This is a genomic window from Burkholderia sp. S171 (assembly GCF_009766085.1).
Lineage (GTDB): Bacteria > Pseudomonadota > Gammaproteobacteria > Burkholderiales > Burkholderiaceae > Caballeronia.
Map to the genome: position 1 here is coordinate 237356 of NZ_LMUF01000035.1, position 23361 is coordinate 260716.

Genomic DNA, 23361 nt, shown 5'->3' on the forward strand with positions numbered 1-23361 from the left:
GTTCGGGGATCAGGTAAGGGTGAAACGGTGCGGTAAGAGCGCACCGCGGCTGCTGCAAGGCAGACCGGCAAGGTAACCTCCACCCGGAGCAATTCCAAATAGGCAGGCGCGCATCCTCGTGATGCAGGACGGTGCCTCCGTCTCGTCTGCGGGTAGGAAGCTTGAGCGCGCCAGTAATGGCGCGACTAGAGGAATGACTGCTACGCGCGTCACGCTTTCGGGCGTGAGGCGTGCACAGAATCCGGCTTATCGGCCTGCTTTGTGAGATTCAAAAAGAAAGCCGGCGTCAGTGATGACGCCGGCTTTTTTTCTTCGTTTTTGCTTCGTTCTTTCTTCGATGCCCGGAACTCAGCTCGGGACGATATCGAAGGAATGCGTCAATTCGGCGGTTTTCGCCAGCATGATCGACGCCGAGCAGTATTTGTCGTGAGAGAGGGTGATCGCGCGTTCGACTGTCGCGGGATTCAGGTTCTTGCCTGTCACCGTGAAGTGGAAGTGGATCTTTGTAAACACCTTCGGATCTTCGCTTGCGCGCTCGGCCTTGAGCGCCACCGAACAACCCACGACTTCCTGACGGCTTTTCTTCAGGATCATCACGACGTCGTACGCGGTGCAGCCGCCCGTGCCGAGCAGGACCATTTCCATTGGCCGCGGCGAAAGATTACGGCCGCCGCCCTCCGGTGCGCCGTCCATTGTGACCAGATGGCCGCTGCCCGTTTCCGCGGCAAACGCCATTCCGTCCTGTCCCATCCAGCTAACTTTGCATTCCATGAGAAAACTCCGGTGCCATAAGACACTTGTCTAATCGTGTCGATTGTAGCGTTTTAGCTGATTGTAGGAATCGAAGCAGTGCCAGGGTTAGCGCCGGTCGTGCGGCATTGTTGCATTGCGATACCTAAGACAAATTCGCGATTTCCCTACTGCTGATAAGGAGTTTCAGCTGCGAATTGCGCCTGTGAGGTTTTTTTAATTTTAGATAAGTATTTGATTATAAACAATAAATAGTCTATTTTTTGATTTTGTCAGTATTTTGCATTATGAAATTCAATCCCATAATGCAAATTTACTTGCTTTGCACAAAAGCACTTCATATACTTGCTCTGTCTCCTCCACCTCCTCCTAGGTGGATTCAGCCCGAGCCCAAGGCTCGGGCTTTTTTTCGTCTGCCTTCGTCTGTTCCAGCGTCGAATTCGGTCGTGGCGGGCCTGTCGTTCGCTCGCAAAACCGTCTCACATTGCGACCTTGCCAGCGCTGAACCGGGGTGAATTTGCTTGCCCGACAGGCAAGTTTTGACTTCACATCGAAATTTCCCTTATAATTCAAAGTTCTCTATCCGCACCATGCCCGCGGACGGGAACAGGGAGAGCCCGCACGCGCCTCGATGCGCACGAACATACAAGCGGGACAAAGCAGGGCAGAATTATTTTTTGGATCGATCATGAAGACGTTTTCCGCAAAAGCCCATGAGGTGACGCGTGAATGGTACGTGATTGACGCGACGGATAAGGTTCTCGGACGTGTCGCCAGTGAAGTGGCCGCCCGACTTCGCGGCAAGCACAAACCCGAGTTCACCCCGCACGTCGACACTGGCGATTTCATCGTCATCATCAACGCCAGCAAGTTGCGCGTCACGGGCAACAAGGGTACTGACAAGAAGTACTACCGTCACTCGGGCTATCCGGGCGGCATCTACGAAACGACGTTCAACAAGATGCAAGAACGCTTCCCGGGCCGCGCGTTCGAGAAAGCCGTTAAGGGCATGTTGCCGAAAGGTCCGCTCGGCTACGCGATGATCAAGAAGCTCAAGGTCTACGCTGGCGCAACGCATCCGCATACGGCTCAACAGCCTAAAGCGCTCGAGATCTAAAGGGAGCCCATATGATCGGTAATTGGAATTACGGTACGGGTCGCCGCAAGAGCGCCACTGCCCGCGTGTTCATCAAGTCCGGCACGGGTCAGATCATCGTCAATGGCAAGCCCATTGCTGATTATTTCTCGCGCGAAACGTCGCTGATGATCGTGCGTCAGCCGCTCGAACTGACGAGCCACGCCACCACGTTCGACATCAAAGTCAACGTGAATGGCGGCGGCGAAACGGGTCAGGCCGGTGCAGTTCGCCACGGCATCACCCGCGCGCTGATGGACTACGACGCAACGCTGAAGCCGACGCTGTCGCAAGCTGGCTTCGTTACCCGCGATGCTCGTGAAGTTGAACGTAAGAAGGTTGGTTTCCACAAGGCACGTCGCAGGAAACAATTCTCGAAGCGTTAAGCTGTTTGGCGGTTTCGTCGTTGCTACGGCGAAATGGCTCGAAAAGCCGCCTGCGTGTATGCGCTGGCGGCTTTTTTCGTCGCTAATGGTCACGGATCGCGGCAGTCTTTCAGTGATGTCCCAAGCAGCCGCGGCAATTTCGGGATAGTGTGAGGCGATAGCCTATTGATTACATGGGCTTCCAGCACGATATTGAGATCAGCCCTACAATAGTCCCTGGAAGCTTTTTTGGAGAGTTCGAATGAACGCTGTCACCGATACCCCCACGACCGAAATGCCGTTGCCGTTCGTTTTCACCGACGCAGCAGCTGACAAGGTCAAGCAACTGATCGACGAAGAAGGCAATCCGGAACTGAAGCTGCGTGTGTTCGTGCAGGGCGGCGGCTGTTCGGGTTTCCAGTATGGCTTTACGTTCGACGAAGCTATCAACGAAGACGACACTGTGATGGACAAAGCTGGCGTCCAGCTCCTGATCGATTCGATGAGCTACCAGTATCTGGTTGGCGCTGAGATTGATTACAAAGACGATTTAAACGGCGCGCAGTTCGTGATCAAGAATCCGAACGCGACCAGCACCTGCGGTTGCGGATCGTCGTTCTCGGCGTGATTCTGATTAGATTGCGTGGCTAATTGCGCCGCGTAGTGCAGATGTGAAACGGAGCCTTCGGGCTCCGTTTTTGTTTTGTGCGCGCGTTTGGTCGGATGTGCACTTTGATGAAAAACTGAGGCTATGACGCACGGGGGTCAGGTTTTCGGCAAATCGCCTGAAAGGGCCATCAGTTTTCCCTTTGCACCAATAGCCTCTTCGCGACCCCCGGTACTTAGCGGCAGGTTGCCCTCACCGAGGATAAATCGCCCCTAAAACTCGTTCCCCTGCAGCGCCTGTTACTGCCGATACATTGCCCGGCTTACGGGCCACGCAGCGCATCGCAAGCCAGGCAAACGCCAATGCCTCGACCTGCTGCGGCGGTACGCCGAGCGCTTCGGTGGTCATCACGGGAACGCCGGCCACGCCGCTCTCGCCGAGCGCCTGCTGAATAGCCTGCATCAGCACCGGATTACGGGCGCCGCCGCCGCATACGTAGACCGCACGGCAATCGGAAGCATGTCGCTCGATTTCTCGTGCAACGGTAATGGCGGTTAGTGCAACAAGCGTGGCCTGCACATCTTCGGGCGACACTTTCTCAAAACCGATGAGCTTGGCGTCAAGCCACCCAGGATTGAATAGATCTCGGCCGGTGCTTTTAGGCGGCTGCTGTTCGAAGAACGGTTCGTTGAGTAGCGCGTTCAGCAGCGGACGATTCACCTGGCCCTGTGCCGCGAATCGGCCGGCTTCGTCGAAGGGGCGTTTCAGATGCCGGTGCGCCCATTCGTCCAGCAATGCGTTCGCGGGTCCGCAATCGAAGCCGTGGACGCTGCCGTTGGCCGAGAGAATGGTGATATTGCTGATGCCGCCCAGGTTGCAGACCACGCGCGTCTCATCCTTGCTGCCGAAAATGGTCGCGTGAAACGCCGGGACGAGGGGCGCGCCCTGACCGCCGGCGGCGACGTCGCGGCTACGGAAGTCGGCAACGATGTCGATGTTGGTCATTTCTGCCAACAGCGCAGGATTGTTGATTTGCCGCGTGTAGCCCTTTTCTGGCCTATGCCGCACGGTCTGACCGTGTACGCCTATCGCGCGGACCTTCGCGGACGAGTAGCCGCTCATGCTCGCCAGTTCGTGACAACACACGGCGTAGCGCGTCGCCAGCGCATTCGCTGCAAGGGCTTCGCGTTCCAGTTCGTTGTCGCCGGGGGCCTGGAGGGCGAAAAGCGCGTCGCGCAGGCCTTGCGAGAACCCCACGTGAGCCTCGCCGAGCACAACGGGCGGCTGGCCGGCGGTGAACTGGACGGCAATGCCGTCTACGCCATCCATACTCGTGCCCGACATCAGCCCAAAGTACACGCCGTCCGCCATGTCGCCTGCTTCCGTTGCCTCGGTCCGTCGCGCCACGTTGCTCTCCTGTTCGATGCGGTTTCACCGATGGCCCTGCTTGAGCAGTCATCGATGCAATTCTTGCGGCCAAAGCGACCGCGATGGACCGATTATCCACACATCGATGCCACTCGTTAAGCCGTTAGCCACTCGGCCATGTTTCGCGCTCCGCTTCAGGAGCCAAGGCGTTCGAAACATGGCCGAACGGTCAACGCACGGCTCACATGCGGGGAAAACGGGGCGAAGGCAGGCGACATCACGTAAAATCCGTTGCCTGAACAAGCGAAAGCCGCACGATCTTCCGTGTCCGAACGCGACTGTGGACGAATTCGGAAACAGCGGTTGTTGCCTAATCGGCGCCAGTTAGCGCCCCGAATAAATCACCCGAAAAAGTTGCAAGCATGACCACTGAACCGAACGACTCTCCGGCTTCGGCTGCGAAAACCTTGCCCCTCACCGACGAAGTGCAGGCCGCGCTTGCCATCGCGAAACGGGGATGTGACGAGTTGCTGATCGAAGCCGAGTTCGCACAGAAGCTCGCTCGCAGCGCCGCGAGCGGCAAGCCGCTGCGCATCAAGCTTGGCCTCGATCCGACCGCGCCTGATATTCATATTGGCCATACGGTTGTCCTGAACAAGATGCGTCAGTTACAGGATCTCGGCCATACGGTGATCTTCCTGATCGGCGACTTCACTTCGCTGATCGGGGACCCGTCGGGGCGTAACGCCACGCGCCCGCCGTTGACCCGTGAGCAGATCGAGGAGAACGCGAAGACCTATTTTGAGCAGGCTGCGCTCGTGCTGGATCGTGAGAAGACCGAGATGCGCTACAACAGCGAGTGGTCGATGCCACTTGGCGCTGACGGCATGATCAAGCTGGCCTCGCGCTACACGGTCGCGCGGATTCTTGAGCGCGAGGATTTCACGAAGCGCTATCAGGGCGGCATGCCCATCTCGATCCATGAGCTGCTGTATCCGCTGATGCAGGGTTACGACTCGGTTGCGCTGAACGCCGATCTCGAACTCGGCGGCACGGACCAGAAGTTCAATCTGCTGGTTGGCCGCGAATTGCAAAAGCAATATGGCCAGGAGCAGCAATGCATCTTGACCATGCCGCTGCTGGAAGGGCTGGACGGTGTCGAGAAGATGTCGAAGTCGAAGCACAACTACATCGGCATTAGCGAGAAACCAACCGACATGTTCGGCAAGCTGATGAGCATCTCGGACACGCTCATGTGGCGCTACTTCGAGTTGCTGTCGTTTAGAAGTATCGAAGAGATTGCGCGGTTCAAGAGCGAAGCCGAGGGTGGTCGTAACCCGCGCGATTTCAAGGTGCTGCTGGGGCAGGAAATCGTCGCGCGTTTCCATTCATCGGCTGACGCGGAACGGGCGCTGGAGGACTTCAACCATCGTGCGAAGGGCGGCGTGCCGGACGAAATTCCATCCGTGACGCTGAGCGGCGCACCGCTCGCCATCGGGCAACTGTTGAAGCAAGCCGGGCTGGTGCCTTCAACCAGCGAGGCGTTGCGCAATATCGAACAGGGTGGCGTGAAGATCGACGGCGCGACGGTGTCGGACAAGGGCTTGAAGATCGAGGCGGGTGAGTTCGTGGTGCAGGTCGGCAAGCGCCGCTTCGCGCGCGTCACGCTGGCGGCGTAAGCGCGTGATCGCACTCATTCAACGTGTCTTGCGGGCCGACGTGCGCGTAGGCGACCGCGTGACGGGTGCGATCGATGCCGGCTTGCTGGCGCTCGTGTGCGCGGAGCGCGGCGATACCCAGGCCGTTGCGGACAAGCTGCTTGCGAAGATGCTGTCGTATCGCGTTTTTAGCGATGCCGCCGGCAAAATGAATTTGCCGGTGCGGGATATGGACGGCGCAGGACGTGCGGGCGGCGTGCTGCTGGTTTCGCAATTCACCCTTGCCGCCGATACCTCAAGCGGGCTGCGGCCAAGCTTCACGCCGGCTGCACCGCCGGAGGAAGGCCGCAGGTTGTTTGATTACTTCGTTGCGCAGGCACGCGCCTCGCATCCCATTGTTGAGACAGGCGAGTTCGGCGCGGACATGCAGGTGTCCCTGGTCAACGACGGGCCGGTCACTTTCTGGCTCCAAGTCCGTTCCTGAGGTGTCCTCGAAACGTCCCCCGAGTTTTGTCACTGCGCACATCGTTTTGGGCGCATCTTCCGGAATCTGACGCATCTCATGACCACGCAAGTCCTCTTCATCAGGCACGGCGAGACCGACTGGAATCGCATCAAGCGTATTCAGGGGCATATTGATATTCCGCTGGCTGCGACTGGCGTAGTGCAGGCACGGCAGCTTGCGCAGCGTCTCTTGCGGGAATCGAAGGCCGGCGCCCGGCTCGACGCGGTGTATTGCAGCGATCTGCTGCGTGCTCAGCAAACCGCCAAGCCGTTTGCGGACGCGCTTGGCTTGCCGCTGAACCTGAACGCAGGTTTGCGCGAGCGTTTATATGGTGACTTTCAAGGTCACAGCGGTGAAGAAATCCGCGCGAAGTACCCTGCTGAATATGCCGACTGGCAGAGCCATAATCCCGAGTTCGCGCCGCCGGGCGGTGAATCGCAACGAGCATTCTCACAACGTGTTCTGGATGCTGTCGCACCGATCGCGGCCGCGCATCCAGACGGACGGATCGCAGTCGTCGCTCATGGTGGCGTGCTCGACTGCATTTATCGGTTCGTACGTGGCTTGCCGCTCGACGTGCCGCGTGACTGGCTGCTGCTGAATTCCAGCATTAACGTGGTGGACTTCGAGAACGGTCAAACGAAGGTTGTGTCTTGGGGCGATGTCGCGCATCTTTCTTCTCCCGGAAGCGACGACGACCTAAAGGAAGTTCCGCGCTAAGCGGGCTTCATCGTGTTGCGGCGCTGGGCTCGCTTGGACAGGCCCGTTGTTTAGCGCCCAGCGTATTAACAGCGCAATCATCCTGATGCCCGGCCGTGTCCATAGGCGGTGCAAGAGCGCCGAATGCGAGCATCGATTGCGCCCAGTCAGGCAGCAGCAGGTCCACATCGTGTTCATGAACAGTACGCTGGCTTGACCAATGGCCCGGCGAAACGGGATGAAAGGGCGCGGACTTGCTTGATCGGACATCGGGGCGGCTGTCGGCGACAGTCTGTTGCACCTGATGCGGCTGATGCACCTGATGCACCTGATGCACCTGATGCGGCTGGCGGCTCAACTGTCGGTGTTGGCGTCCCACACTTCGCGGACCGGGCCGGCGTCCGGTGCGGCGAGGCCAAAGTGACGATACGTGAGCAACGTGGCAACGCGTCCACGCGGCGTGCGTTGCAAATATCCCTGCTGGATCAAATAGGGCTCAAGCACGTCTTCAATGGTGTCGCGTTCTTCGCCAATAGCCGCTGCGAGGTTATCCACCCCGACCGGACCACCATCGAATTTGTGCAGGATGGCTTCCAGTAGTTTCCGGTCCATCAGGTCGAAGCCAACCGGATCGACATCGAGCATCTTCAATGCGGCATCGGCCACGTCGGCTGTGATGTTGCCGTCCGCTCTCACCTCGGCGTAATCACGTACGCGCCGAAGCAGCCGGTTCGCAATTCGCGGTGTACCGCGCGCCCGCTTCGCAATCTCCAACGCCCCTTCCGGGACAATATCCGCCTTGAGCAGCGACGCTGAGCGCGTAACGATCCGAGCTAGTTCGCTCGCGGTGTAGAACTCCAGTCGCGACACAATGCCGAAGCGATCGCGTAACGGATTGGTCAGCATGCCCGCCCGCGTGGTCGCGCCGACCAGCGTGAACGGCTGCAAATCCAGCTTTACACTGCGTGCTGCCGGACCTTCACCAATCATGATGTCGATCTGATAATCCTCGAGCGCCGGATACAGGATTTCCTCGACGACTGGCGATAACCGGTGAATTTCGTCGATGAAAAGCACGTCGTTCTTTTCGAGGTTGGTCAGCAGCGCAGCGAGATCGCCGGCGCGTTCCAGTACTGGTCCGGACGTCTGCCGCAGATTCACACCCATCTCTCGCGCGATGATGTGCGCGAGCGTGGTCTTGCCGAGACCTGGTGGCCCGAACAACAGAACGTGATCCAGCGCCTCGGAACGCCGCCGCGCGGCCTCGATGAAAATCTGAAGCTGATCCCGGATCTTTTCCTGCCCGACGTATTCCTCGAGATCGCGCGGTCGCAGCGCGCGCTCGAACACTTCCTCGTTCGGCGAGACGGGAGTAGCCGAAATGATGCGTTCGGCAGCGAGTTTGTCGGTTTCTATCATGCGTCGATTGTACCGCGTGGCTCGAACGCCAAAAGCTGGCCGATTGGCCGACTGTTGGCCGGATCAGCTGCGTGGGAGACTGGCCTGACTAGCTCTTGGACAGCGCTCTCAGGGCCAGCTTGATGCCTTCCGATACGCCCGTGCCGGCCGGAACATTCTTGACCGACAACAGCGCTTCTTTTTCGGAGTAACCCAATGACAGCAATGCATTCAGGATATCGCTCGCGTGGTCGGGACCGCTCACCGTGCCCGCTGCCGTGCCCAGATCCGCGCCAAGCTTGCCCTTCAGTTCGAGCAACAGGCGCTCGGCCGTCTTCTTGCCGATACCGGGCGTGCGTGTCAGACGGGCGGCGTCCTGCATCGTCACAGCCAAGGCGAGTTCCTGAACGCTCATGCCGGACAGCACGGCCAGCGCCATGCGCGCCCCGATCCCGCTGATCTTGAGCAGTTCGCGGAAGGTCGTGCGCTCCTGCTGCGTACCGAAGCCGTACAGCAAATGCGCGTCTTCACGAACGATCAACTGGGTCAGCAGCACAATCTTTTCGCCACTGTTCGGCAGGTTGTAGAAGGTGCTCATTGGGACGGCGATTTCGTAGCCTACGCCGCCGCAATCAACGAGCAAGTACGGCGGATTTTTTTCCAGCAAAACGCCTGCAATACGACCAATCATGGTGAGGAGCTTGTAGTGGAGTTAGCCGACAAGACGACCGCGCCGAACGCGCAGGCCCTTTTTAGCCAGCGATGGCGCGATCTCGCCGAGTGCGGTCATCGCGCCACCGGCGTGTGCGTGACAGATGGCCATGCCGAGCGCGTCCGCGGCGTCGGTGCCCGGCACCCCTGTGAGCGCGAGCAAGCGCACGACCATTTGCTGCATTTGTTCTTTCGTGGCGCGGCCGTAACCCACCACGGCTTGCTTCAACTGCAACGCCGTGTATTCGGCGACCGGCACGCCGCTGGCGACCAGACCGCAAATGGCTGCGCCGCGCGCTTGGCCCAGCAGCAAGGTGGATTGCGGATTAACGTTGACGAACACTTTTTCGATCGCGGACTGGTCGGGCGCGTGTTGCCGGACAAGCGTCGAGATACCTTCGAAGATCGTGTGGAGGCGCGACGGCAAATCCGCGTCGGCGGTCTTGATGACGCCGCTGGTCACATAGGTCAGCGTTTGACCGGTCTTGTCGATGACGCCGAACCCCGTTACGCGCAGGCCCGGGTCAATACCGAGAATTCTCATGGAGTGCCGTTGGAACGTAGTGCTTGCGATACTAACAGCGCGGCGCAAAAAGTAAAAAGCCCGGTGCGCCTGCCGGCCACCGGGCTTCCGGAACGTGCAACGAGCTCAGTGACGGAAGTGACGCGTTCCAGTCAACACCATCGCAATGTTGTGCTCGTCCGCAGCGGCGATCACTTCGTCATCGCGCATGGAACCGCCCGGCTGGATGACGCAGGTTGCGCCAGCGTTGACCACAACGTCGAGGCCGTCCCGGAATGGGAAAAACGCGTCCGATGCCACGGCCGATCCGGCCAGCGACAAGCCCGCGTTCTGCGCCTTGATGCTGGCAATGCGCGCCGAGTCCACGCGGCTCATCTGGCCCGCGCCTACGCCTATCGTCATGCCGCCGCCGCAGAACACAATAGCGTTCGACTTCACATACTTGGCGACACGCCACGCGAACAGCAGATCGTCCATTTCCTTCGGCGTCGGATGACGTTTCGTGACTACGCGCAATTCGTGCGGCTGGACGTTCTTCGAATCCAGCGATTGAACGAGCAACCCGCCACCCACGCGTTTCAGGTCAAACGCATTGTGACCGTCGCCGAGATCGAGCTTCAGCAGACGCACGTTCTGCTTCGCCGCGAAAATCTGCTTGGCCGCATCGCTGAAAGAAGGCGCCATCAGCACTTCCACGAACTGCTTGGCCACAGCCTGTGCCGCTGCTTCATCCACTTCACGATTGAACGCGATGATGCCGCCGAACGCGGAGGTGGGGTCGGTCTGGAACGCCTTCGAATACGCTTCGTGCGCGTCCGCGCCGATCGCCACGCCGCATGGATTCGCGTGCTTGATGATCACGCAGGCTGGCACGTCGAAGGTCTTTACGCATTCCCACGCAGCGTCGGAGTCCGCAATGTTGTTGTACGACAGTTCCTTGCCCTGCAATTGCTCGTAGTTCGCGAGCGCACCGGCGGGCGTTGTGAGATCGCGGTAGAACGCAGCGCTTTGATGCGGGTTCTCGCCGTAACGCAGATCCTGCACCTTGGTGAACGCGAGGTTGAACGTCGACGGATAGGTGTTGCGGCTCTTGTGCTGCAACTCGTCGGTCAGGCTCGTCAGGTAATTCGTGATCGCGCCATCGTATTGGGCTGTGTGCGCAAACACTTTGGTGGCGAGCTTGAAGTTCGTCGCGTAGCTGACGGTGTTTTTCGCCGAGCGCATTTCGTCGAGGACGATCGCGTAATCCGAGGGATCGACGATCACCGTTACGTCACGATGATTCTTCGCCGCCGAACGCAGCATGGTCGGGCCGCCAATATCGATATTTTCGATCGCGTCTTCCAGCGAGCATTCTTCCTTCGATACGGTCTGCACGAACGGATACAGGTTCACCACCAGCAGGTCGATGGTCGGAATGTTGTGTTGTTCGAGCGCGGCCATGTGTTCAGGAGAATCGCGGCGCGCCAGAATGCCGCCGTGAACCTTCGGGTGCAGCGTTTTCACGCGGCCGTCGAGCATCTCCGGAAAACCGGTGTAGTCGGCGACTTCAGTGACAGGCAGACCTGCATCAGCCAGGAGTTTCGCGGTGCCGCCGGTCGAAAGCAGGCTAACGCCTAGCTCCGACAGCGATTTCGCAAATTCGACGATGCCAGACTTGTCGGAAACGGAAAGGAGCGCTTGCTTGATCATGATGGGAACGGCGGGAGCCGGTAGGGGAGTCGAGGGGAATCAGGAAATTCGAGTCGACCGCCGTACGCCGCGACGGTCCGGATTAAAACAACTGCTTTAAATGAGTCCGTGCTGTTGCAGCTTCTTGCGCAGCGTGTTGCGGTTGATGCCGAGAAACTCGGCCGCGAGCGACTGGTTGCCCTCGGCTTGCTTCAGCACAACTTCCAGCATCGGTTTTTCGACGCACGAAATCACCATCTCGTAGACGTCGTGCGGCTTGGAACCGTCCAGGTCCTGGAAATAATTGTCCAGGCTCTGGCGGACGCATTGTTCTATGTGATGTCTACTCATGCGGCTAGTCGGTCTGTGTGGTTCTGCCCGTCGCACGATTCTTCGGCTTCGTCGTTGCCGCCGCGGTCGCCGTCTGCGTCGAGTTCTTCGACATAGACGAGACGGTCGGACAACGCCTTTTGGGCGTCGAAGAATTCGTTCACGGCGAGCAATTGTTCTCGTGTGGAATCCAGCGTGTTCATCCGATGTCTGAACGTGTTGGCGCCGGAAAGGCCGCGAGTGTACCAGCCGATGTGCTTGCGCGCTGTACGAACGCCCGTGAATTCGCCATAGAAATCATAGTGATCTTCGAGATGCTCATTCATCAGTTGCTGGATCTCGTCGATACGCGGCGCCGGCAAATGTTCGCCCGTTGCCAGAAAGTGTTCGATCTCGCGAAAGAGCCACGGGCGCCCCTGCGCGGCGCGGCCAATCATGATCGCGTCCGCACCGGTGATGGCCAGCACGTGACGCGCTTTTTCGGGCGTGGCGATGTCGCCGTTGGCCACCACCGGAATGCGCACGGAGGCTTTGACGGCGGCAATGGTCTCGTATTCCGCGTCGCCCTTGTAGAGATCGGCGCGAGTGCGCCCGTGCACGGTCAGCATGGAAATGCCCGCGTCCTGCGCAATGCGCGCAATATTCAGCGCGTTTTTGTTCTCTCGATTCCAGCCCGTGCGGATCTTCAGCGTGACGGGCACGGCGTCCGGGCCCACGCCGACTGCGTTCACCACGGCTTGCACGATCTGCGCGACCAGCGCTTCGTTTTGCAGCAATGCCGATCCAGCCGCCACATTGCAGACTTTCTTGGCTGGGCAGCCCATGTTGATATCGATGATCTGCGCGCCGTTCGCGACGTTGTGACGCGCGGCTTCGGCGAGCATTTTCGGATCAGCGCCGGCGATTTGTACGGAAATAGGCTCTACTTCGCCGGTGTGATTCGCTCGACGGAGCGTTTTCTCGCTTTTCCACAATTGCGCATTCGACGCAACCATTTCGGACACCGCGTAACCCGCGCCCATGCGTTTGCACAACTGCCGGAACGGGCGGTCCGTCACCCCGGCCATGGGGGCGACAAACAAGTTGTTGCGCAAAATGTGGGGGCCGATGGCCGGGGTGGAAATGGGCATGAAACTCGCAGCGTTCCCAAATAAAGGGACGCAAAAGCGCTTAAGGAAACGCCTATTTTAACGCGAACGCGCTGAGTCAATTACCTCCAATCGACGCGCAAGTTGTTAAATCTTCTATGAATAACGGGAACGTCATAGAGGAAAAGCTCAACTATGGGCAGATGAATGCAGTGCGGCGAACGCATGTTTGACGTGATCGGTGCGGTGGGGCGAGTGCGCGGACCATGCTCTCGCAAAGCGCTCAAAAGGCTCACTGCATGAACCGTGAGAGCGCGCCGCGCCCGACGTTGTTCCCAGCGTGATTGATTCAGAAGAATTCCCTCGCAGCAACCACGTCGCACGCCGTATTCGCCCGAAGCCGCTGCAAGGATCGCCCCGAGTCAGCGCCGTTGCCCGAACATCATCTGTCGCGCCAGCACGGTTTTAATCGGCGGGACGAGTTCCAACGCGCTCAACGCTAATCCGCGCATCGCGGCGAGTGGCGCGAAATCGACGGTGAAAAGACGTGCAAGCGTGTCGGTTGCGCCAATCGTCATGCGCCGGTCCAATGCGCGCCGTTGCGCAAAAAGACTCAACGCGACCGTAGTCGGGCCGTTCGTCGATAGCGCGTCGCAGAGCGCGTGGGCATCGCGTAAGCCCAGATTGAGCCCTTGCCCCGCAACGGGATGCAGCGTCTGCGCAGCGTTGCCGATAGCGACCGTACGTCGATCGACCAGCGCATTCAGCGCATTCAGTCCGAGCGGGAACATCGCCCGTCCGGTGATTCGCGTAAAGCGGCCCATGCGCTCACCGAAGGCCAAGCCGAGTTCGGCGAGAAATTGATCGTCGGGGAGTTGCGAGCGGCGGGCCGCTTCTTCAGGCTCGCAGCACCAGACGAGCGCGTAGTCCGCCTGACGTGCGCCGCCACACGGCAGCAGCGCGATCGGCCCTTCCGGTGTGAAGCGTTCCCACGCGACGCCAGGTTGTGGCGACGATACGCTCACCGTTCCGACGATAGCCGTCTGACCATAATCGCGCGTGTTCTTGACCTCGGCGGAAAGAGCGGAGGAGGCGTCCGCTTCCTTGTACAAACCGCCTTCGGCATTCACCAGAATGCGCGCGCGGATCGTGCGGTCCCCGGTGGCCGAATGGATAGGGAGCGTGACGCCCTCGTGGTCGTGCAAGGGTGTCGATGCGGTGGTTTCCGTGAACCAGTGCACGCCGGTTTTGCTGACCGCTTGCGCGAGTGTTGTAACCAGCGAGCCATAACGCACGACATAGCCGAGCGCGGGCAAACCGTGTTCGTCGTGATCGATCAGCGTGCGGCCGAACTGGCCACGTTGCGAAACGTGAATGCGTTTGATTGGCGTGGCATCGGCGGGAAAACCGAGCGACGATTCGAGCATCGCCCGGCTGCCATGCGACACCGCGATGGCACGCGGGTCAGCCGATGCTGCCCCAGGCTCGCGTGCATCAATCAATGCGACCGACAAGCGCGACGTCGCGCTTCGTTTAGCCAGCCAGCCGACGAGCGCGAGCCCGACCGGACCCGCGCCGACGATGGCGATATCGAAGTGATAATCGGCAGGCGGGGCATGGCCGATAGTTTCCGCGGTTTCAATTTGCATCTGGCGTTTGCGCGTCGCGCATCAAGGCTTCGATTTCGTCGGCATCCACCGGCACTTCGCGCGTCATCAATTCGCAGCCAACGGCTGTGACGATCGCGTCGTCCTCGATCCGGATACCGATGTTCGCATACCGTTCGGGCACGTCTTCGGCGGCGCGAATGTACAAACCCGGCTCGATAGTCAGCGTCATGCCCGCCTTCAACGTGCGCCACGCGCGTGCGCCCTGGTCGTCGAGTTGCGCGTGGGCATCGCGATAATCGCCGGCATCGTGCACGTCCATCCCGAGCCAGTGACTTGTCCGATGCATGTAGAAGCGCTGATAAGCCCGCTCGGCTATGACGTCGTCGACCGTCGCGAATTTATCCCGGTCGATGATCCCGGTGTCCAGCAAGCCCTGCGCCAATACGCGGACGGCAGCTTCGTGCGGTGCGTCGAAACTGACGCCCTCGCGGGTTGCGTCGACGGCGGCATATTGCGCGGCCAGCACGATGTCGTAGATTTCCCGTTGCGCCGATGTGAACCGTCCGCTCGCCGGAAACGTGCGCGTGATGTCGGACGCGTAGCCGTCGAGCTCGCACGCGGCGTCGATCAGGATCAGGTCGCCCTCGCGCACGATCGTGTTGCCGGCGGGGTAATGCAGCGTGCACGCGTTCGCGCCGGCCGCGACGATGGTTCCGTACGCGGGCGCTTGCGCGCCGCGTCGGCGGAACGTGTAAAGCAGCTCGGCTTCGATCTCATATTCGTGCATGCCGGGACGACAGGTTTGCATCGCGCGCCGGTGCGCTTCGGCTGAGATGGTGCCTGCGCGCCGCATGATATCGAGTTCGTGCGCGTCTTTGATGAGGCGCATTTCGTCGAGCACGGGCAGCAAATCGATCGCTTTCGTGGGCGCTTTCACGCCGATCCGGCTCTGTGCCCGAACGGCTGCGAGCCAGCCGCGAACCTGCTCGTCGAACTCGGCTGAACTGCCGAGCGCATAGTGCAGCGCGGGGTTATCGGCGAGAAGGCGGGGCATTTCCGCATCGAGTTGTTCGATGGGGAACGCCGCGTCGAAACCAAACGCCAAGCGTGCGCCTTCAGGGCCGTAGCGGAAACCTTCCCAGGTTTCGCGCTCGACGTTTTTATCGCGGCAGAACAGGATGGCGGCGGGATCGGCGGCGTCGGCGCTGGCGTTGAGGATCAACGTTGCTTCCGGTTCCGCGAAGCCCGTGAGGTAATAGAAGTAGCTGTCGTGGCGGAACGGGTAATCGGCGTCGCGGTTGCGCATGACTTCGCGCGCTGTCGGAACGATTGCCACGCCGCCGCCCGATTCCCGCAGCGCCGCGAGGACGCGGTCACGGCGGCTGCGATAGACGTCGATAGCTAATAAGGATTGGGCTTCAGTCGATGAGTTCATTCAGCGATTGTAGCGCCGCCTCCGCGATGCTTCACTCCCCAGCGTCGGGCGTTTGATCGGCGGCCGGTTCCGCTGCTGCCGGCCGATTGCGCACGCTGCCGGCGATCATGTCGAAGCGGAACAACCGGCATTCGAGCGCACCGTTAAAAAGCGGCGTTTTCGTCGATTCACGCAGTCGCAGCATGCCCGGCAGTTTTCGATCCGATGTCAGCACATACGCGCGCCAGCCAGGAAACCGCTGTTTCATCGCGTTGCCGAACGAGATGAAAAACTCCTGGTCGGCGGGATCGGGTTGAGCACGGATGAATGCGTCCTCGTCCTCATCGTGACCACGGTTCTTCGGTTCGCGAAGTTCGCCGCGTGGACCACGTCCGCGTACTTCGATCCGTTCACCGTACGGTGGATTGGCGACCAGGATGCCGGGGGTGTCCGACGGCGGCGTCATGTGGCGCGCATCGAGTTGTTTCAACGATAGTTCCGGCAAACCCGCGCGTTCCAGGTTCGCGTAGGCCTTGTCGAGCATATCGCCGGAAATGTCGCTGCCGTAGATCTGAATATCCTCACGCGATGACTGCGCCGCGTGCTTCGCTTCGACGGCTGCGCCTTTCAGCTTTTGCCACGCATTCACATCGTATTGCTTCAGCTTTTCGAAGCCGAAACTGCGATCAACGCCCGGCGCAATGTTCAACGCGACCTGCGCTGCTTCGGCGAGGAAGGTGCCGCTGCCGCACATCGGATCGAACAGTGGTGTGCCGGGCGTCCAGCCGGTCAGACGCAAGATTCCCGCCGCGAGGTTTTCGCGCAGGGGCGCGGCGCCCTTGTCGAGTCGCCAGCCGCGTTTGAAGAGCGGATCGCCGGAGGTATCGAGGTAGAGCGTGCATTCGTTCAGCGTGAGGAATGCGAAGACGCGGACGTCGGGTTGCGCGGTGTCGACGCTCGGACGGTTGCCGGTCAATTCGCGCAAGCGGTCGCAGACGGCGTCCTTCACGCGCAAGGTCGCGAATTCGAGGCTGCGCAAAGGGGATTTGATCGCGGTGATGTCGACGCGAATGGTTTCGTTCGGCGAGAACCATTTCTCCCATTGCTGCTGATACGCGAGTTCGTAGATGTCGTGTTCGCTGCGATACGGGCCTTGGGCCAGTTTCAGCAACACGCGGCTCGCGATGCGCGAATGGAGGTTGGCAGCTATACCGGCGGCCCAGGAGCCGCGGAAATGCACGCCGCCGGGGACTTCCTTGCCGGTTCTGAACTGGGAGCCCTCAATGTGCTTCGCTCCGATTTCGGCGAGTTCGGCGGCCAGCGGCGCCTCGAGACCGCGCGGGCAGGGGGCAAACCAGTCGAAAAGGAAAGTAGTGGCCATGGGGCGGTGCTTTTTTGGGAATCGAAGGGGGATATTGTACGCGGGGGAGGGGCCGACGATGGGTTAGCCAGCCACGCAATGGCAGGAGGTTTTCGAAAGCTCGCTAAAGCAGAAGCGAATTCGAGCGCTTCCGTTACTGAGTTCGATGTTCACGTTAGCCGATTGGCTAGTTACCTCGTAACCCACAAATCGATATCGTGAATCAATGACAGAGGGCGGACAACCCAGGAAGCATCGCACTAAGTGCTATAGTTTATGAAGGAAGGCGATGCGGATTTTTAAGACCAAATGGTTTGCACGCTGGGCCGATACGGAGGGCGTGGCCGATGCTGCGCTGCTGAGTGCCGTCGATGAAATGAGCCGGGGTCTGATTGATGCGAATTTGGGCGGGCACGTATTCAAGAAGCGAGTGGGTATCAACGGACGCGGCAAGCGCGGCGCACTACGTACGCTGCTGGCGTTTCGGGTGGATGAGCGCGCCTTCTTCGTGTTCGGGTTTGCCAAGAACGAGCGGGCCAACGTGAGCGGCAAGGGGTTGGCGGCGTTGAAGCTGCTGGGGTCGCAGTTGTTGGGCTATGACGCCCGCACGTTGACCCAGGCGCTGCGCGCGGGCGAGTTACACGAGGTGGAGAGCGATGAGTGACAAATTGCTGAAGGCGCTGCACGAAACGGCGCAAGGGCTACACCAGGCTGGAACGATGGACGCCGTGACGCTGCGGGAGTTCGATGTGCTATGTCTGCCGCCGATCAAGGGTTACAGCGCCGCGCAGATCAAGCGGCTACGCCAGCGCAACAAGGCTAGTCAGGCGGTGTTCGCGGCGTGTCTGAACACGAGCGCATCGACGGTGCAGAAATGGGAGCAGGGCCAGAAGCGGCCTAACGGGCCGTCGCTGAAGCTGCTCGATCTGGTCGATCGTAAAGGCCTGGAAGCGATGTTTTAAAGGTTCTCTTTTATCTCGGTTGTCTTTGCCTTGAGGGCCAGAGATCGAGCGCCGCTGTTCGTGTTCCGGCGGGATGAAGAATGACAAAACGCCGGTGTCTCTCGCGAGCACACCGGCGTTTCGTTTCAGGCTACAGGTACCCTCACTCCACCGCCTTCACCATATCCTCGATCACCTTCTTCGCATCGCCGAAAACCATCATCGTCTTGTCCATATAGAACAATTCGTTATCCAGCCCGGCGTAACCCGCCGCCATGGACCGCTTGTTCACGATAATCGTTTTCGCCCGATAAGCCTCCAGAATCGGCATGCCCGCAATCACCGATTTCGGATCCGTCTTAGCCGCCGGGTTCACCACGTCGTTCGCCCCCAGCACGAGCACCACGTCCGTCTGCTGAAACTCGCCGTTGATATCTTCCATCTCGTGGACCAGTTCATAGTCCACTTCGGCTTCAGCCAGCAACACGTTCATATGCCCCGGCATGCGCCCAGCCACCGGGTGAATCGCGTACTTCACGTCGATGCCTTTCTCGATCAGCTTGTCGGTGAGTTCCTTCAGCGCGTGTTGAGCGCGCGCCACGGCCAGCCCATAACCCGGCACGATCACCACCGTTTCAGCGTTGCCGAGCATGAACGCGGCGTCATCGGCGGAACCGGATTTCACCGGGCGTTGCTCTTGCGTACCGCCCGTTGCAGCCGCACCGCCTTCGTTACCAAACCCGCCCAGCAGCACGTTGAAGAACGAGCGGTTCATCGCGCGGCACATGATGTACGACAGAATCGCACCCGACGAACCCACCAGCGATCCGGCAATGATCAGCATCGGGTTATTCAGCGAGAAGCCGATACCCGCCGCCGCCCAGCCCGAATACGAATTCAGCATGGACACGACTACCGGCATATCCGCGCCGCCGATCGGGATGATGATCAGCACGCCGAGCGCGAATGCGATCAGCGTCATGATTACAAACGGCAGCCAAGATTGCGTCAGCATGAAGATAATGCCGAACCCGAGCATCGCGATGGCGAGCAGCAGGTTGATCATGTGCTGACCGGGATACACGACCGGCGCGCCCTTGAACAAGCGGAACTGATACTTGCCCGAGAGCTTCCCGAACGCGATAACCGACCCGGAGAACGTGATCGCACCCACAAACGTGCCGATAAACAATTCCACGCGATTGCCCACGGGAATCGGGTCACCCAACGCAGCAAGACCAAACGCTGAGGGTTCCGAAACAACCGCATACGCAATACACACCGCAGCCAAACCGATCAACGAGTGCATCGCGGCGACGAGTTCGGGCATCTTCGTCATCTCGACTTTCGCCGCGACATACGCGCCAACCGCACCGCCGACCACGAGCGCTCCGAACAGCAAGCCCAAGCCCAGCGACAGATCTGATCCCAGCGCCGAAGCCTGCTTCACAATCAACGCGATGGTCGTGAGAATCGCGATCGCCATGCCGGCCATGCCGAACGTATTGCCGATGCGCGCCGTCTTCGGATTGGATAAACCTTTGAGCGCCTGGATGAAACACACCGAGGCGATGAGATACAGGAGAGTGACGACGCTCATGCTCATTGCGCGGTCCCCTTCGAAGCGTGGGTGACCTGCTTGGGCGCTTTCTTCTTGAACATCTCGAGCATTCGCCGCGTCACCAGGAACCCGCCGAACACATTGACCGCTGCCAATAACACCGCGAGCGTGCCGAAGAACTTGCCTGCATCGCCAATCGTCAAGCCAGCCGCGAGCATCGCGCCGACAATCACGATCGCCGAAATTGCGTTCGTGACCGCCATCAACGGCGTGTGCAACGCCGGCGTGACGTTCCACACGACGTGATAGCCGACATAGATCGCCAGCACGAAGATGATCAGGTTGATGACCGTGTGATTTACCAGTTCCATGTCAGTCTCCTTTTATCCCGCGCGTGACCTGGCCGTCGCGGCACAGGAGCGTCGCGGCGACAATATCGTCGGCCATATCGATGTTCAACGTCCCTTCCTTCGTCACAATCAGCTTGATGAAATCAAGCAGATTGCGGGCGTAGAGGGCGGAGGCATCGGTGGCGACCATGGAAGCAAGATTGGTGTAGCCGACCAGATGCACACCATGTTTCATCACGACCTGATCGACCTCGGTGAGCGGACAATTGCCGCCGCGCCGGCCTTCGTATTCAGGACCGCGTCCCGCCGCCAGATCGACGATGACCGAGCCCGGTTTCATCGCCTGGACGGTTTCCGCCGCGATCAACGTAGGCGCGGGTCGGCCGGGAATCAGCGCGGTCGCGATGACGATATCGGCGTTTTTTGCACGTTCGGCCACCAGCACGGATTGCCGCGCGAGCCAGCTTGGCGGCATGGGGCGAGCGTAACCACCGACGCCGACTGCGGCTTCGCGTTCTTCATCGGTTTCGTAGGGGACTTCGAGGAACTTCGCGCCCAGCGATTCAATCTGTTCCTTCACGGCCGGACGCACATCGGAGGCTTCGATCACCGCACCCAGCCGCTTGGCCGTGGCAATAGCCTGCAAGCCCGCCACGCCCGCGCCGAGCACGAGCACGCGTGCCGCTTTCACGGTGCCGGCGGCGGTCATCAGCATCGGCATGAAGCGCTGATAGATATTGCTCGCGACCAGCACGGCCTTGTACCCGGCAATATTCGCCTGCGACGACAACACATCCAGGCTCTGTGCACGCGTGGTACGCGGCGCGGCTTCCAACGCGAATGCGGTGATACCGGACGCGGCCAGGCGCGCGTTGTTCTCGGCGTTGAATGGATCGAGCATGCCGGCAATCACCGCGCCGGACTTCAGCAGCAGCAATTCGGCTTCATTGGGCGAATGAACCTTGAGGACGAGATCAGCGGCAAACGCGGTGTTGGCATCGACTAGCTCGGCGCCGGCAGCGGCGAAGGCTTCGTCGATATAACTCGCTGGCACACCCGCGCCGCGCTGCACCGTGACCCGGTGACCTTGCGACACGAGCTTCTTGACCGTCTCCGGCGTGGCGGCGACGCGCGCCTCGTTCGCCCGCGTTTCGGCAGGCACTCCGATATGCATCTTCAATCCTCCTCACGTTCTAGTTTTTGATTTGGCCGTGTGCAGTCGCTCGCGCTGTTGCCAGGAGAGACGCCTGTGCACGTGATTAAGCGGTTATTTAAGCTGTTATTTGCGACTGATCGTCACTGTAACCGAAACATTCGCGAAAAATGACGCGATCGGGCAACAACGTGCACGATCCCTGCAGGCGGCGTAAAAACCCGCAAAACGGTAAAATACCGTCCCATGAAACCAGAACGATGGACACCGCGCGTGACGGTCGCGGCAATTGTGGAACGGGACGGACGCTTTCTCGTGATCGAGGAGCACACGTCGGACGGGCTCAAGATTAATCAGCCCGCCGGGCATCTGGAAGCGGGAGAAACACTCGTCGACGCCGTGAAGCGCGAGACGCTCGAGGAAACCGCGCACCATTTCGAGCCGCAGGCGCTTGTCGGCACGTATTTGACGCACTTCGAGCGGCCGGGAAGGTCGGTCACGTATTTGCGGTTTACGTTCTGTGGCACGACGTCGGGCGAAGTGCCGGGCATGACGCTGGATTCGGGCATCGTCCGGGCGATGTGGCTGACCGCCGACGAACTGCGAGCATGCGCTGACCGGCACAGGTCGCCGGCCGTGCTGGAATGTCTCGATCATTACCTCGCCGGGCGCCGCGTGCCGCTCGACTTCATTCATACGCATTCGGTTGCGCCGGTGCAGGCTGGGACCTAGGCTGGTTTTCAACCTAGGCAAGCAATATAGAGAGCGAAATGAGCAAGGCCGGAAAACAGAAAGTCGTGGTGGGCATGTCGGGCGGCGTGGATTCGTCGGTGACCGCATGGCTGCTCAAGGAGCAGGGCTACGACGTGATCGGCCTGTTCATGAAGAACTGGGAAGATGACGACGACAGCGAATATTGCTCGACGCGGCAGGACTGGATCGATGTGGTGTCGGTGGCGGACCTGATCGGTATCGACGTGGAAGCGGTCAACTTCGCCGCCGAGTACAAGGATCGCGTGTTCGCCGAGTTCCTGCGGGAATATTCGGCCGGCCGGACGCCTAATCCGGACGTGTTGTGCAACGCCGAGATCAAGTTCAAAGCCTTCCTCGACCACGCGATGTCCCTTGGCGGCGAAACCATCGCCACGGGTCACTACGCCCGCGTGCGGGAGCGCGACGGGCTGTTCGAACTGCTCAAAGCCACCGATTCGACCAAGGATCAGTCGTACTTTTTGCATCGGCTGAATCAGGCGCAGTTGTCGAAGACGCTGTTTCCTCTCGGCGAGATGCCCAAGACGAAGGTGCGTGAAATTGCGGCGCAGATCGGCTTGCCGAATGCGGCGAAGAAGGATTCCACCGGTATTTGTTTTATCGGCGAACGGCCGTTCCGCGAGTTCCTGAACCGCTATCTGCCGACGCAACCCGGTCCGATGAAAACGCCCGACGGGAAAGTGATCGGCGAGCATGTCGGGCTGGCGTTTTATACGTTTGGTCAGCGTAAAGGCATCGGGCTTGGCGGCAGCAAGGACGGCAGCGGCGACCCGTGGTTTGTCGCGGGCAAGGACATGGCATCGAACACGCTGTACGTGGTGCAGGGGCATGACCATCCATGGCTGCTGTCGCACTCGCTCGTGGCTGGCAATACCAGTTGGGTCGCGGGCGCCGCGCCGGCGGAAGGCACCGTTTGCGCGGCCAAGACGCGGTATCGGCAGTCGGATGCGCCTTGCGTGATGGGGGCGTCGGAGCCGGCGGATGGTCGCTTCGAACTTCGGTTCGACGACGCCCAATGGGCCGTCACGCCAGGACAATCGGCCGTGCTCTATCAGGGCGATGTGTGCCTGGGCGGCGCGATCATTGAATCGGCTGCGACTGCCCAGCCTGTGCGCCGCGATGCGGGAGCTGCATTGCTCACGGCAAGGTAGGCTTTCTTCAGATCATTTCGCTGGTTGGGAGCGGGCTGCGGCCCGCTTTTTGTTGCGTAGAGTTCGCCAGGAAATACGCATAAAACAGTAATTCACAAAAAATCGGTACATACCCGGTGAGGTTTTGGGCCTCTTCTGAGCAGTCCAGTGGGAAAAAATTGAGGCTATGTGGTGAAAAACGTCCGAAAAAATCGCACAAAGATCTTGACTATCTATCTTCTAGTAGATAAATTGTGGCTATG

24 protein-coding genes and 1 other RNA gene (1 of these 25 running past the window's edge) are annotated in these 23361 nt (G+C 59.9%); 11 read left to right on the forward strand and 14 right to left on the reverse strand.

The features are described 5' to 3' along the window. Window positions 1-265: RNase P RNA component class A (gene rnpB, locus GSQ93_RS19310), an RNA gene on the forward strand; it begins 202 nt to the left of the window's first position. A gap of 83 nt (window positions 266-348) precedes the next feature. Here rnpB and GSQ93_RS19315 read toward each other — a convergent pair. Next, window positions 349-771: an OsmC family protein gene (locus tag GSQ93_RS19315; RefSeq protein ID WP_158937250.1), complete on the reverse strand. Its 423-nt coding sequence runs from the start codon at window positions 769-771 to the stop codon at window positions 349-351. Window positions 772-1438: 667 nt separating this feature from the next. On the opposite strand from GSQ93_RS19315, the gene rplM reads away from it, so the two are divergent. The 3 genes from rplM (at window position 1439) to erpA (ending at window position 2878) form a co-directional block, all read left to right on the forward strand. Continuing rightward, window positions 1439-1867 carry a 50S ribosomal protein L13 gene (rplM, locus tag GSQ93_RS19320; protein ID WP_031357525.1) on the forward strand — a complete coding sequence of 143 codons (429 nt, stop codon included), beginning with the start codon at window positions 1439-1441 and terminating at the stop codon, window positions 1865-1867. 11 nt (window positions 1868-1878) lie between these two features. Further along, complete coding sequence (gene rpsI, locus GSQ93_RS19325) at window positions 1879-2271, forward strand: 30S ribosomal protein S9 (protein ID WP_089158812.1); 393 nt, start codon at window positions 1879-1881, stop codon at window positions 2269-2271. A 241-nt stretch (window positions 2272-2512) separates the two neighbouring features. Then, entirely contained in the window at window positions 2513-2878 is a 366-nt protein-coding gene (erpA, locus tag GSQ93_RS19330) for an iron-sulfur cluster insertion protein ErpA (RefSeq protein WP_031357523.1), read from the forward strand. 231 nt (window positions 2879-3109) lie between these two features. Here the strand turns inward: erpA and GSQ93_RS19335 are convergent, their stop codons facing one another. Beyond that, complete coding sequence (locus GSQ93_RS19335; protein WP_301952070.1) at window positions 3110-4264, reverse strand: anhydro-N-acetylmuramic acid kinase; 1155 nt, start codon at window positions 4262-4264, stop codon at window positions 3110-3112. A 383-nt stretch (window positions 4265-4647) separates the two neighbouring features. Here GSQ93_RS19335 and tyrS point away from each other — a divergent pair, with 383 nt between their 5' ends. The 3 genes from tyrS (at window position 4648) to GSQ93_RS19350 (ending at window position 7108) form a co-directional block, all read left to right on the forward strand. Next, window positions 4648-5904: a tyrosine--tRNA ligase gene (gene tyrS, locus GSQ93_RS19340; RefSeq protein ID WP_158937251.1), complete on the forward strand. Its 1257-nt coding sequence runs from the start codon at window positions 4648-4650 to the stop codon at window positions 5902-5904. A 4-nt stretch (window positions 5905-5908) separates the two neighbouring features. Next, window positions 5909-6367 (forward strand): D-aminoacyl-tRNA deacylase, encoded by a 459-nt coding sequence (gene dtd / locus GSQ93_RS19345; protein ID WP_158937252.1) that lies wholly within the window; start codon window positions 5909-5911, stop codon window positions 6365-6367. A 78-nt stretch (window positions 6368-6445) separates the two neighbouring features. Further along, window positions 6446-7108 (forward strand): histidine phosphatase family protein, encoded by a 663-nt coding sequence (locus GSQ93_RS19350; RefSeq protein ID WP_158937253.1) that lies wholly within the window; start codon window positions 6446-6448, stop codon window positions 7106-7108. Window positions 7109-7441: 333 nt separating this feature from the next. Here the strand turns inward: GSQ93_RS19350 and ruvB are convergent, their stop codons facing one another. The 9 genes from ruvB to GSQ93_RS19395 all read right to left on the reverse strand — a co-directional run bounded on the left by ruvB (window position 7442) and on the right by GSQ93_RS19395 (window position 17213). Then, complete coding sequence (ruvB, locus tag GSQ93_RS19355; RefSeq protein ID WP_158937254.1) at window positions 7442-8506, reverse strand: Holliday junction branch migration DNA helicase RuvB; 1065 nt, start codon at window positions 8504-8506, stop codon at window positions 7442-7444. An 88-nt stretch (window positions 8507-8594) separates the two neighbouring features. Beyond that, window positions 8595-9176: a Holliday junction branch migration protein RuvA gene (gene ruvA, locus GSQ93_RS19360; protein ID WP_158937255.1), complete on the reverse strand. Its 582-nt coding sequence runs from the start codon at window positions 9174-9176 to the stop codon at window positions 8595-8597. 21 nt (window positions 9177-9197) lie between these two features. Further along, complete coding sequence (gene ruvC / locus GSQ93_RS19365; protein ID WP_031357515.1) at window positions 9198-9740, reverse strand: crossover junction endodeoxyribonuclease RuvC; 543 nt, start codon at window positions 9738-9740, stop codon at window positions 9198-9200. Window positions 9741-9845: 105 nt separating this feature from the next. Next, window positions 9846-11411: a bifunctional phosphoribosylaminoimidazolecarboxamide formyltransferase/IMP cyclohydrolase gene (gene purH / locus GSQ93_RS19370; protein WP_158937256.1), complete on the reverse strand. Its 1566-nt coding sequence runs from the start codon at window positions 11409-11411 to the stop codon at window positions 9846-9848. A gap of 96 nt (window positions 11412-11507) precedes the next feature. After that, entirely contained in the window at window positions 11508-11741 is a 234-nt protein-coding gene (locus GSQ93_RS19375; protein WP_031357513.1) for a Fis family transcriptional regulator, read from the reverse strand. Further along, on the reverse strand, window positions 11738-12850 hold the full coding sequence (gene dusB / locus GSQ93_RS19380; protein ID WP_158937257.1) for a tRNA dihydrouridine synthase DusB: 1113 nt from the start codon (window positions 12848-12850) through the stop codon (window positions 11738-11740). Before dusB ends, GSQ93_RS19375 begins: the two co-directional genes overlap by 4 nt. Before the next feature lie 380 nt (window positions 12851-13230). Continuing rightward, window positions 13231-14457 (reverse strand): UbiH/UbiF/VisC/COQ6 family ubiquinone biosynthesis hydroxylase, encoded by a 1227-nt coding sequence (locus GSQ93_RS19385; protein WP_158937258.1) that lies wholly within the window; start codon window positions 14455-14457, stop codon window positions 13231-13233. Next, window positions 14447-15853 (reverse strand): aminopeptidase P N-terminal domain-containing protein, encoded by a 1407-nt coding sequence (locus tag GSQ93_RS19390; RefSeq protein ID WP_158937259.1) that lies wholly within the window; start codon window positions 15851-15853, stop codon window positions 14447-14449. Before GSQ93_RS19390 ends, GSQ93_RS19385 begins: the two co-directional genes overlap by 11 nt. Before the next feature lie 31 nt (window positions 15854-15884). Then, the gene (locus GSQ93_RS19395) at window positions 15885-17213 is read right to left on the reverse strand and encodes a class I SAM-dependent RNA methyltransferase (RefSeq protein WP_158937260.1); all 1329 of its coding nucleotides are present in this window, start codon (window positions 17211-17213) and stop codon (window positions 15885-15887) included. 268 nt (window positions 17214-17481) lie between these two features. Here GSQ93_RS19395 and GSQ93_RS19400 point away from each other — a divergent pair, with 268 nt between their 5' ends. Then, a complete protein-coding gene (locus tag GSQ93_RS19400) occupies window positions 17482-17856 on the forward strand; it encodes a type II toxin-antitoxin system RelE/ParE family toxin (protein ID WP_158937261.1) in 375 nt (124 codons plus the stop codon). After that, window positions 17849-18154 (forward strand): DNA-binding transcriptional regulator, encoded by a 306-nt coding sequence (locus GSQ93_RS19405; RefSeq protein WP_158937262.1) that lies wholly within the window; start codon window positions 17849-17851, stop codon window positions 18152-18154. The genes GSQ93_RS19400 and GSQ93_RS19405 overlap by 8 nt, the downstream gene beginning before the upstream one ends. A gap of 142 nt (window positions 18155-18296) precedes the next feature. Here the strand turns inward: GSQ93_RS19405 and GSQ93_RS19410 are convergent, their stop codons facing one another. The 3 genes from GSQ93_RS19410 to GSQ93_RS19420 are packed head-to-tail and all read right to left on the reverse strand — an operon-like array spanning window position 18297 to window position 21218. Then, entirely contained in the window at window positions 18297-19739 is a 1443-nt protein-coding gene (locus GSQ93_RS19410) for an NAD(P)(+) transhydrogenase (Re/Si-specific) subunit beta (protein WP_158937263.1), read from the reverse strand. Beyond that, window positions 19736-20065, reverse strand: coding sequence for an NAD(P) transhydrogenase subunit alpha (locus tag GSQ93_RS19415; protein WP_158937264.1), 330 nt, complete (start codon window positions 20063-20065; stop codon window positions 19736-19738). Before GSQ93_RS19415 ends, GSQ93_RS19410 begins: the two co-directional genes overlap by 4 nt. Window position 20066: 1 nt before the next feature. Then, window positions 20067-21218, reverse strand: a complete 1152-nt coding sequence (locus tag GSQ93_RS19420) for a Re/Si-specific NAD(P)(+) transhydrogenase subunit alpha (protein WP_158937265.1) — start codon at window positions 21216-21218, stop codon at window positions 20067-20069. Between the two features lie 225 nt (window positions 21219-21443). Between GSQ93_RS19420 and GSQ93_RS19425 the strand changes: the two genes are divergently transcribed. Beyond that, window positions 21444-21929, forward strand: a complete 486-nt coding sequence (locus tag GSQ93_RS19425; RefSeq protein ID WP_158937266.1) for an NUDIX hydrolase — start codon at window positions 21444-21446, stop codon at window positions 21927-21929. Window positions 21930-21967: 38 nt separating this feature from the next. Continuing rightward, complete coding sequence (gene mnmA, locus GSQ93_RS19430) at window positions 21968-23119, forward strand: tRNA 2-thiouridine(34) synthase MnmA (protein WP_158937267.1); 1152 nt, start codon at window positions 21968-21970, stop codon at window positions 23117-23119. The last annotated feature ends 242 nt before the right edge of the window (window positions 23120-23361 follow it).

Coding starts and splice junctions, on each gene's coding strand:
- GSQ93_RS19415 (WP_158937264.1), bottom strand. CDS start 20,065: ATGGAACTGGTAAATCACACGGTCATCAACCTGATCATCTTCGTGCTG.
- GSQ93_RS19395 (WP_158937260.1), bottom strand. CDS start 17,213: ATGGCCACTACTTTCCTTTTCGACTGGTTTGCCCCCTGCCCGCGCGGT.
- ruvB (WP_158937254.1), bottom strand. CDS start 8,506: ATGATAGAAACCGACAAACTCGCTGCCGAACGCATCATTTCGGCTACT.
- GSQ93_RS19405 (WP_158937262.1), top strand. CDS start 17,849: ATGAGTGACAAATTGCTGAAGGCGCTGCACGAAACGGCGCAAGGGCTA.
- ruvC (WP_031357515.1), bottom strand. CDS start 9,740: ATGAGAATTCTCGGTATTGACCCGGGCCTGCGCGTAACGGGGTTCGGC.
- rplM (WP_031357525.1), top strand. CDS start 1,439: ATGAAGACGTTTTCCGCAAAAGCCCATGAGGTGACGCGTGAATGGTAC.
- mnmA (WP_158937267.1), top strand. CDS start 21,968: ATGAGCAAGGCCGGAAAACAGAAAGTCGTGGTGGGCATGTCGGGCGGC.
- GSQ93_RS19350 (WP_158937253.1), top strand. CDS start 6,446: ATGACCACGCAAGTCCTCTTCATCAGGCACGGCGAGACCGACTGGAAT.
- rpsI (WP_089158812.1), top strand. CDS start 1,879: ATGATCGGTAATTGGAATTACGGTACGGGTCGCCGCAAGAGCGCCACT.
- GSQ93_RS19400 (WP_158937261.1), top strand. CDS start 17,482: ATGCGGATTTTTAAGACCAAATGGTTTGCACGCTGGGCCGATACGGAG.
- GSQ93_RS19375 (WP_031357513.1), bottom strand. CDS start 11,741: ATGAGTAGACATCACATAGAACAATGCGTCCGCCAGAGCCTGGACAAT.
- dusB (WP_158937257.1), bottom strand. CDS start 12,850: ATGCCCATTTCCACCCCGGCCATCGGCCCCCACATTTTGCGCAACAAC.
- GSQ93_RS19425 (WP_158937266.1), top strand. CDS start 21,444: ATGAAACCAGAACGATGGACACCGCGCGTGACGGTCGCGGCAATTGTG.
- GSQ93_RS19420 (WP_158937265.1), bottom strand. CDS start 21,218: ATGCATATCGGAGTGCCTGCCGAAACGCGGGCGAACGAGGCGCGCGTC.
- tyrS (WP_158937251.1), top strand. CDS start 4,648: ATGACCACTGAACCGAACGACTCTCCGGCTTCGGCTGCGAAAACCTTG.
- ruvA (WP_158937255.1), bottom strand. CDS start 9,176: ATGATTGGTCGTATTGCAGGCGTTTTGCTGGAAAAAAATCCGCCGTAC.
- GSQ93_RS19315 (WP_158937250.1), bottom strand. CDS start 771: ATGGAATGCAAAGTTAGCTGGATGGGACAGGACGGAATGGCGTTTGCC.
- GSQ93_RS19410 (WP_158937263.1), bottom strand. CDS start 19,739: ATGAGCATGAGCGTCGTCACTCTCCTGTATCTCATCGCCTCGGTGTGT.
- erpA (WP_031357523.1), top strand. CDS start 2,513: ATGAACGCTGTCACCGATACCCCCACGACCGAAATGCCGTTGCCGTTC.
- purH (WP_158937256.1), bottom strand. CDS start 11,411: ATGATCAAGCAAGCGCTCCTTTCCGTTTCCGACAAGTCTGGCATCGTC.
- GSQ93_RS19385 (WP_158937258.1), bottom strand. CDS start 14,457: ATGCAAATTGAAACCGCGGAAACTATCGGCCATGCCCCGCCTGCCGAT.
- GSQ93_RS19390 (WP_158937259.1), bottom strand. CDS start 15,853: ATGAACTCATCGACTGAAGCCCAATCCTTATTAGCTATCGACGTCTAT.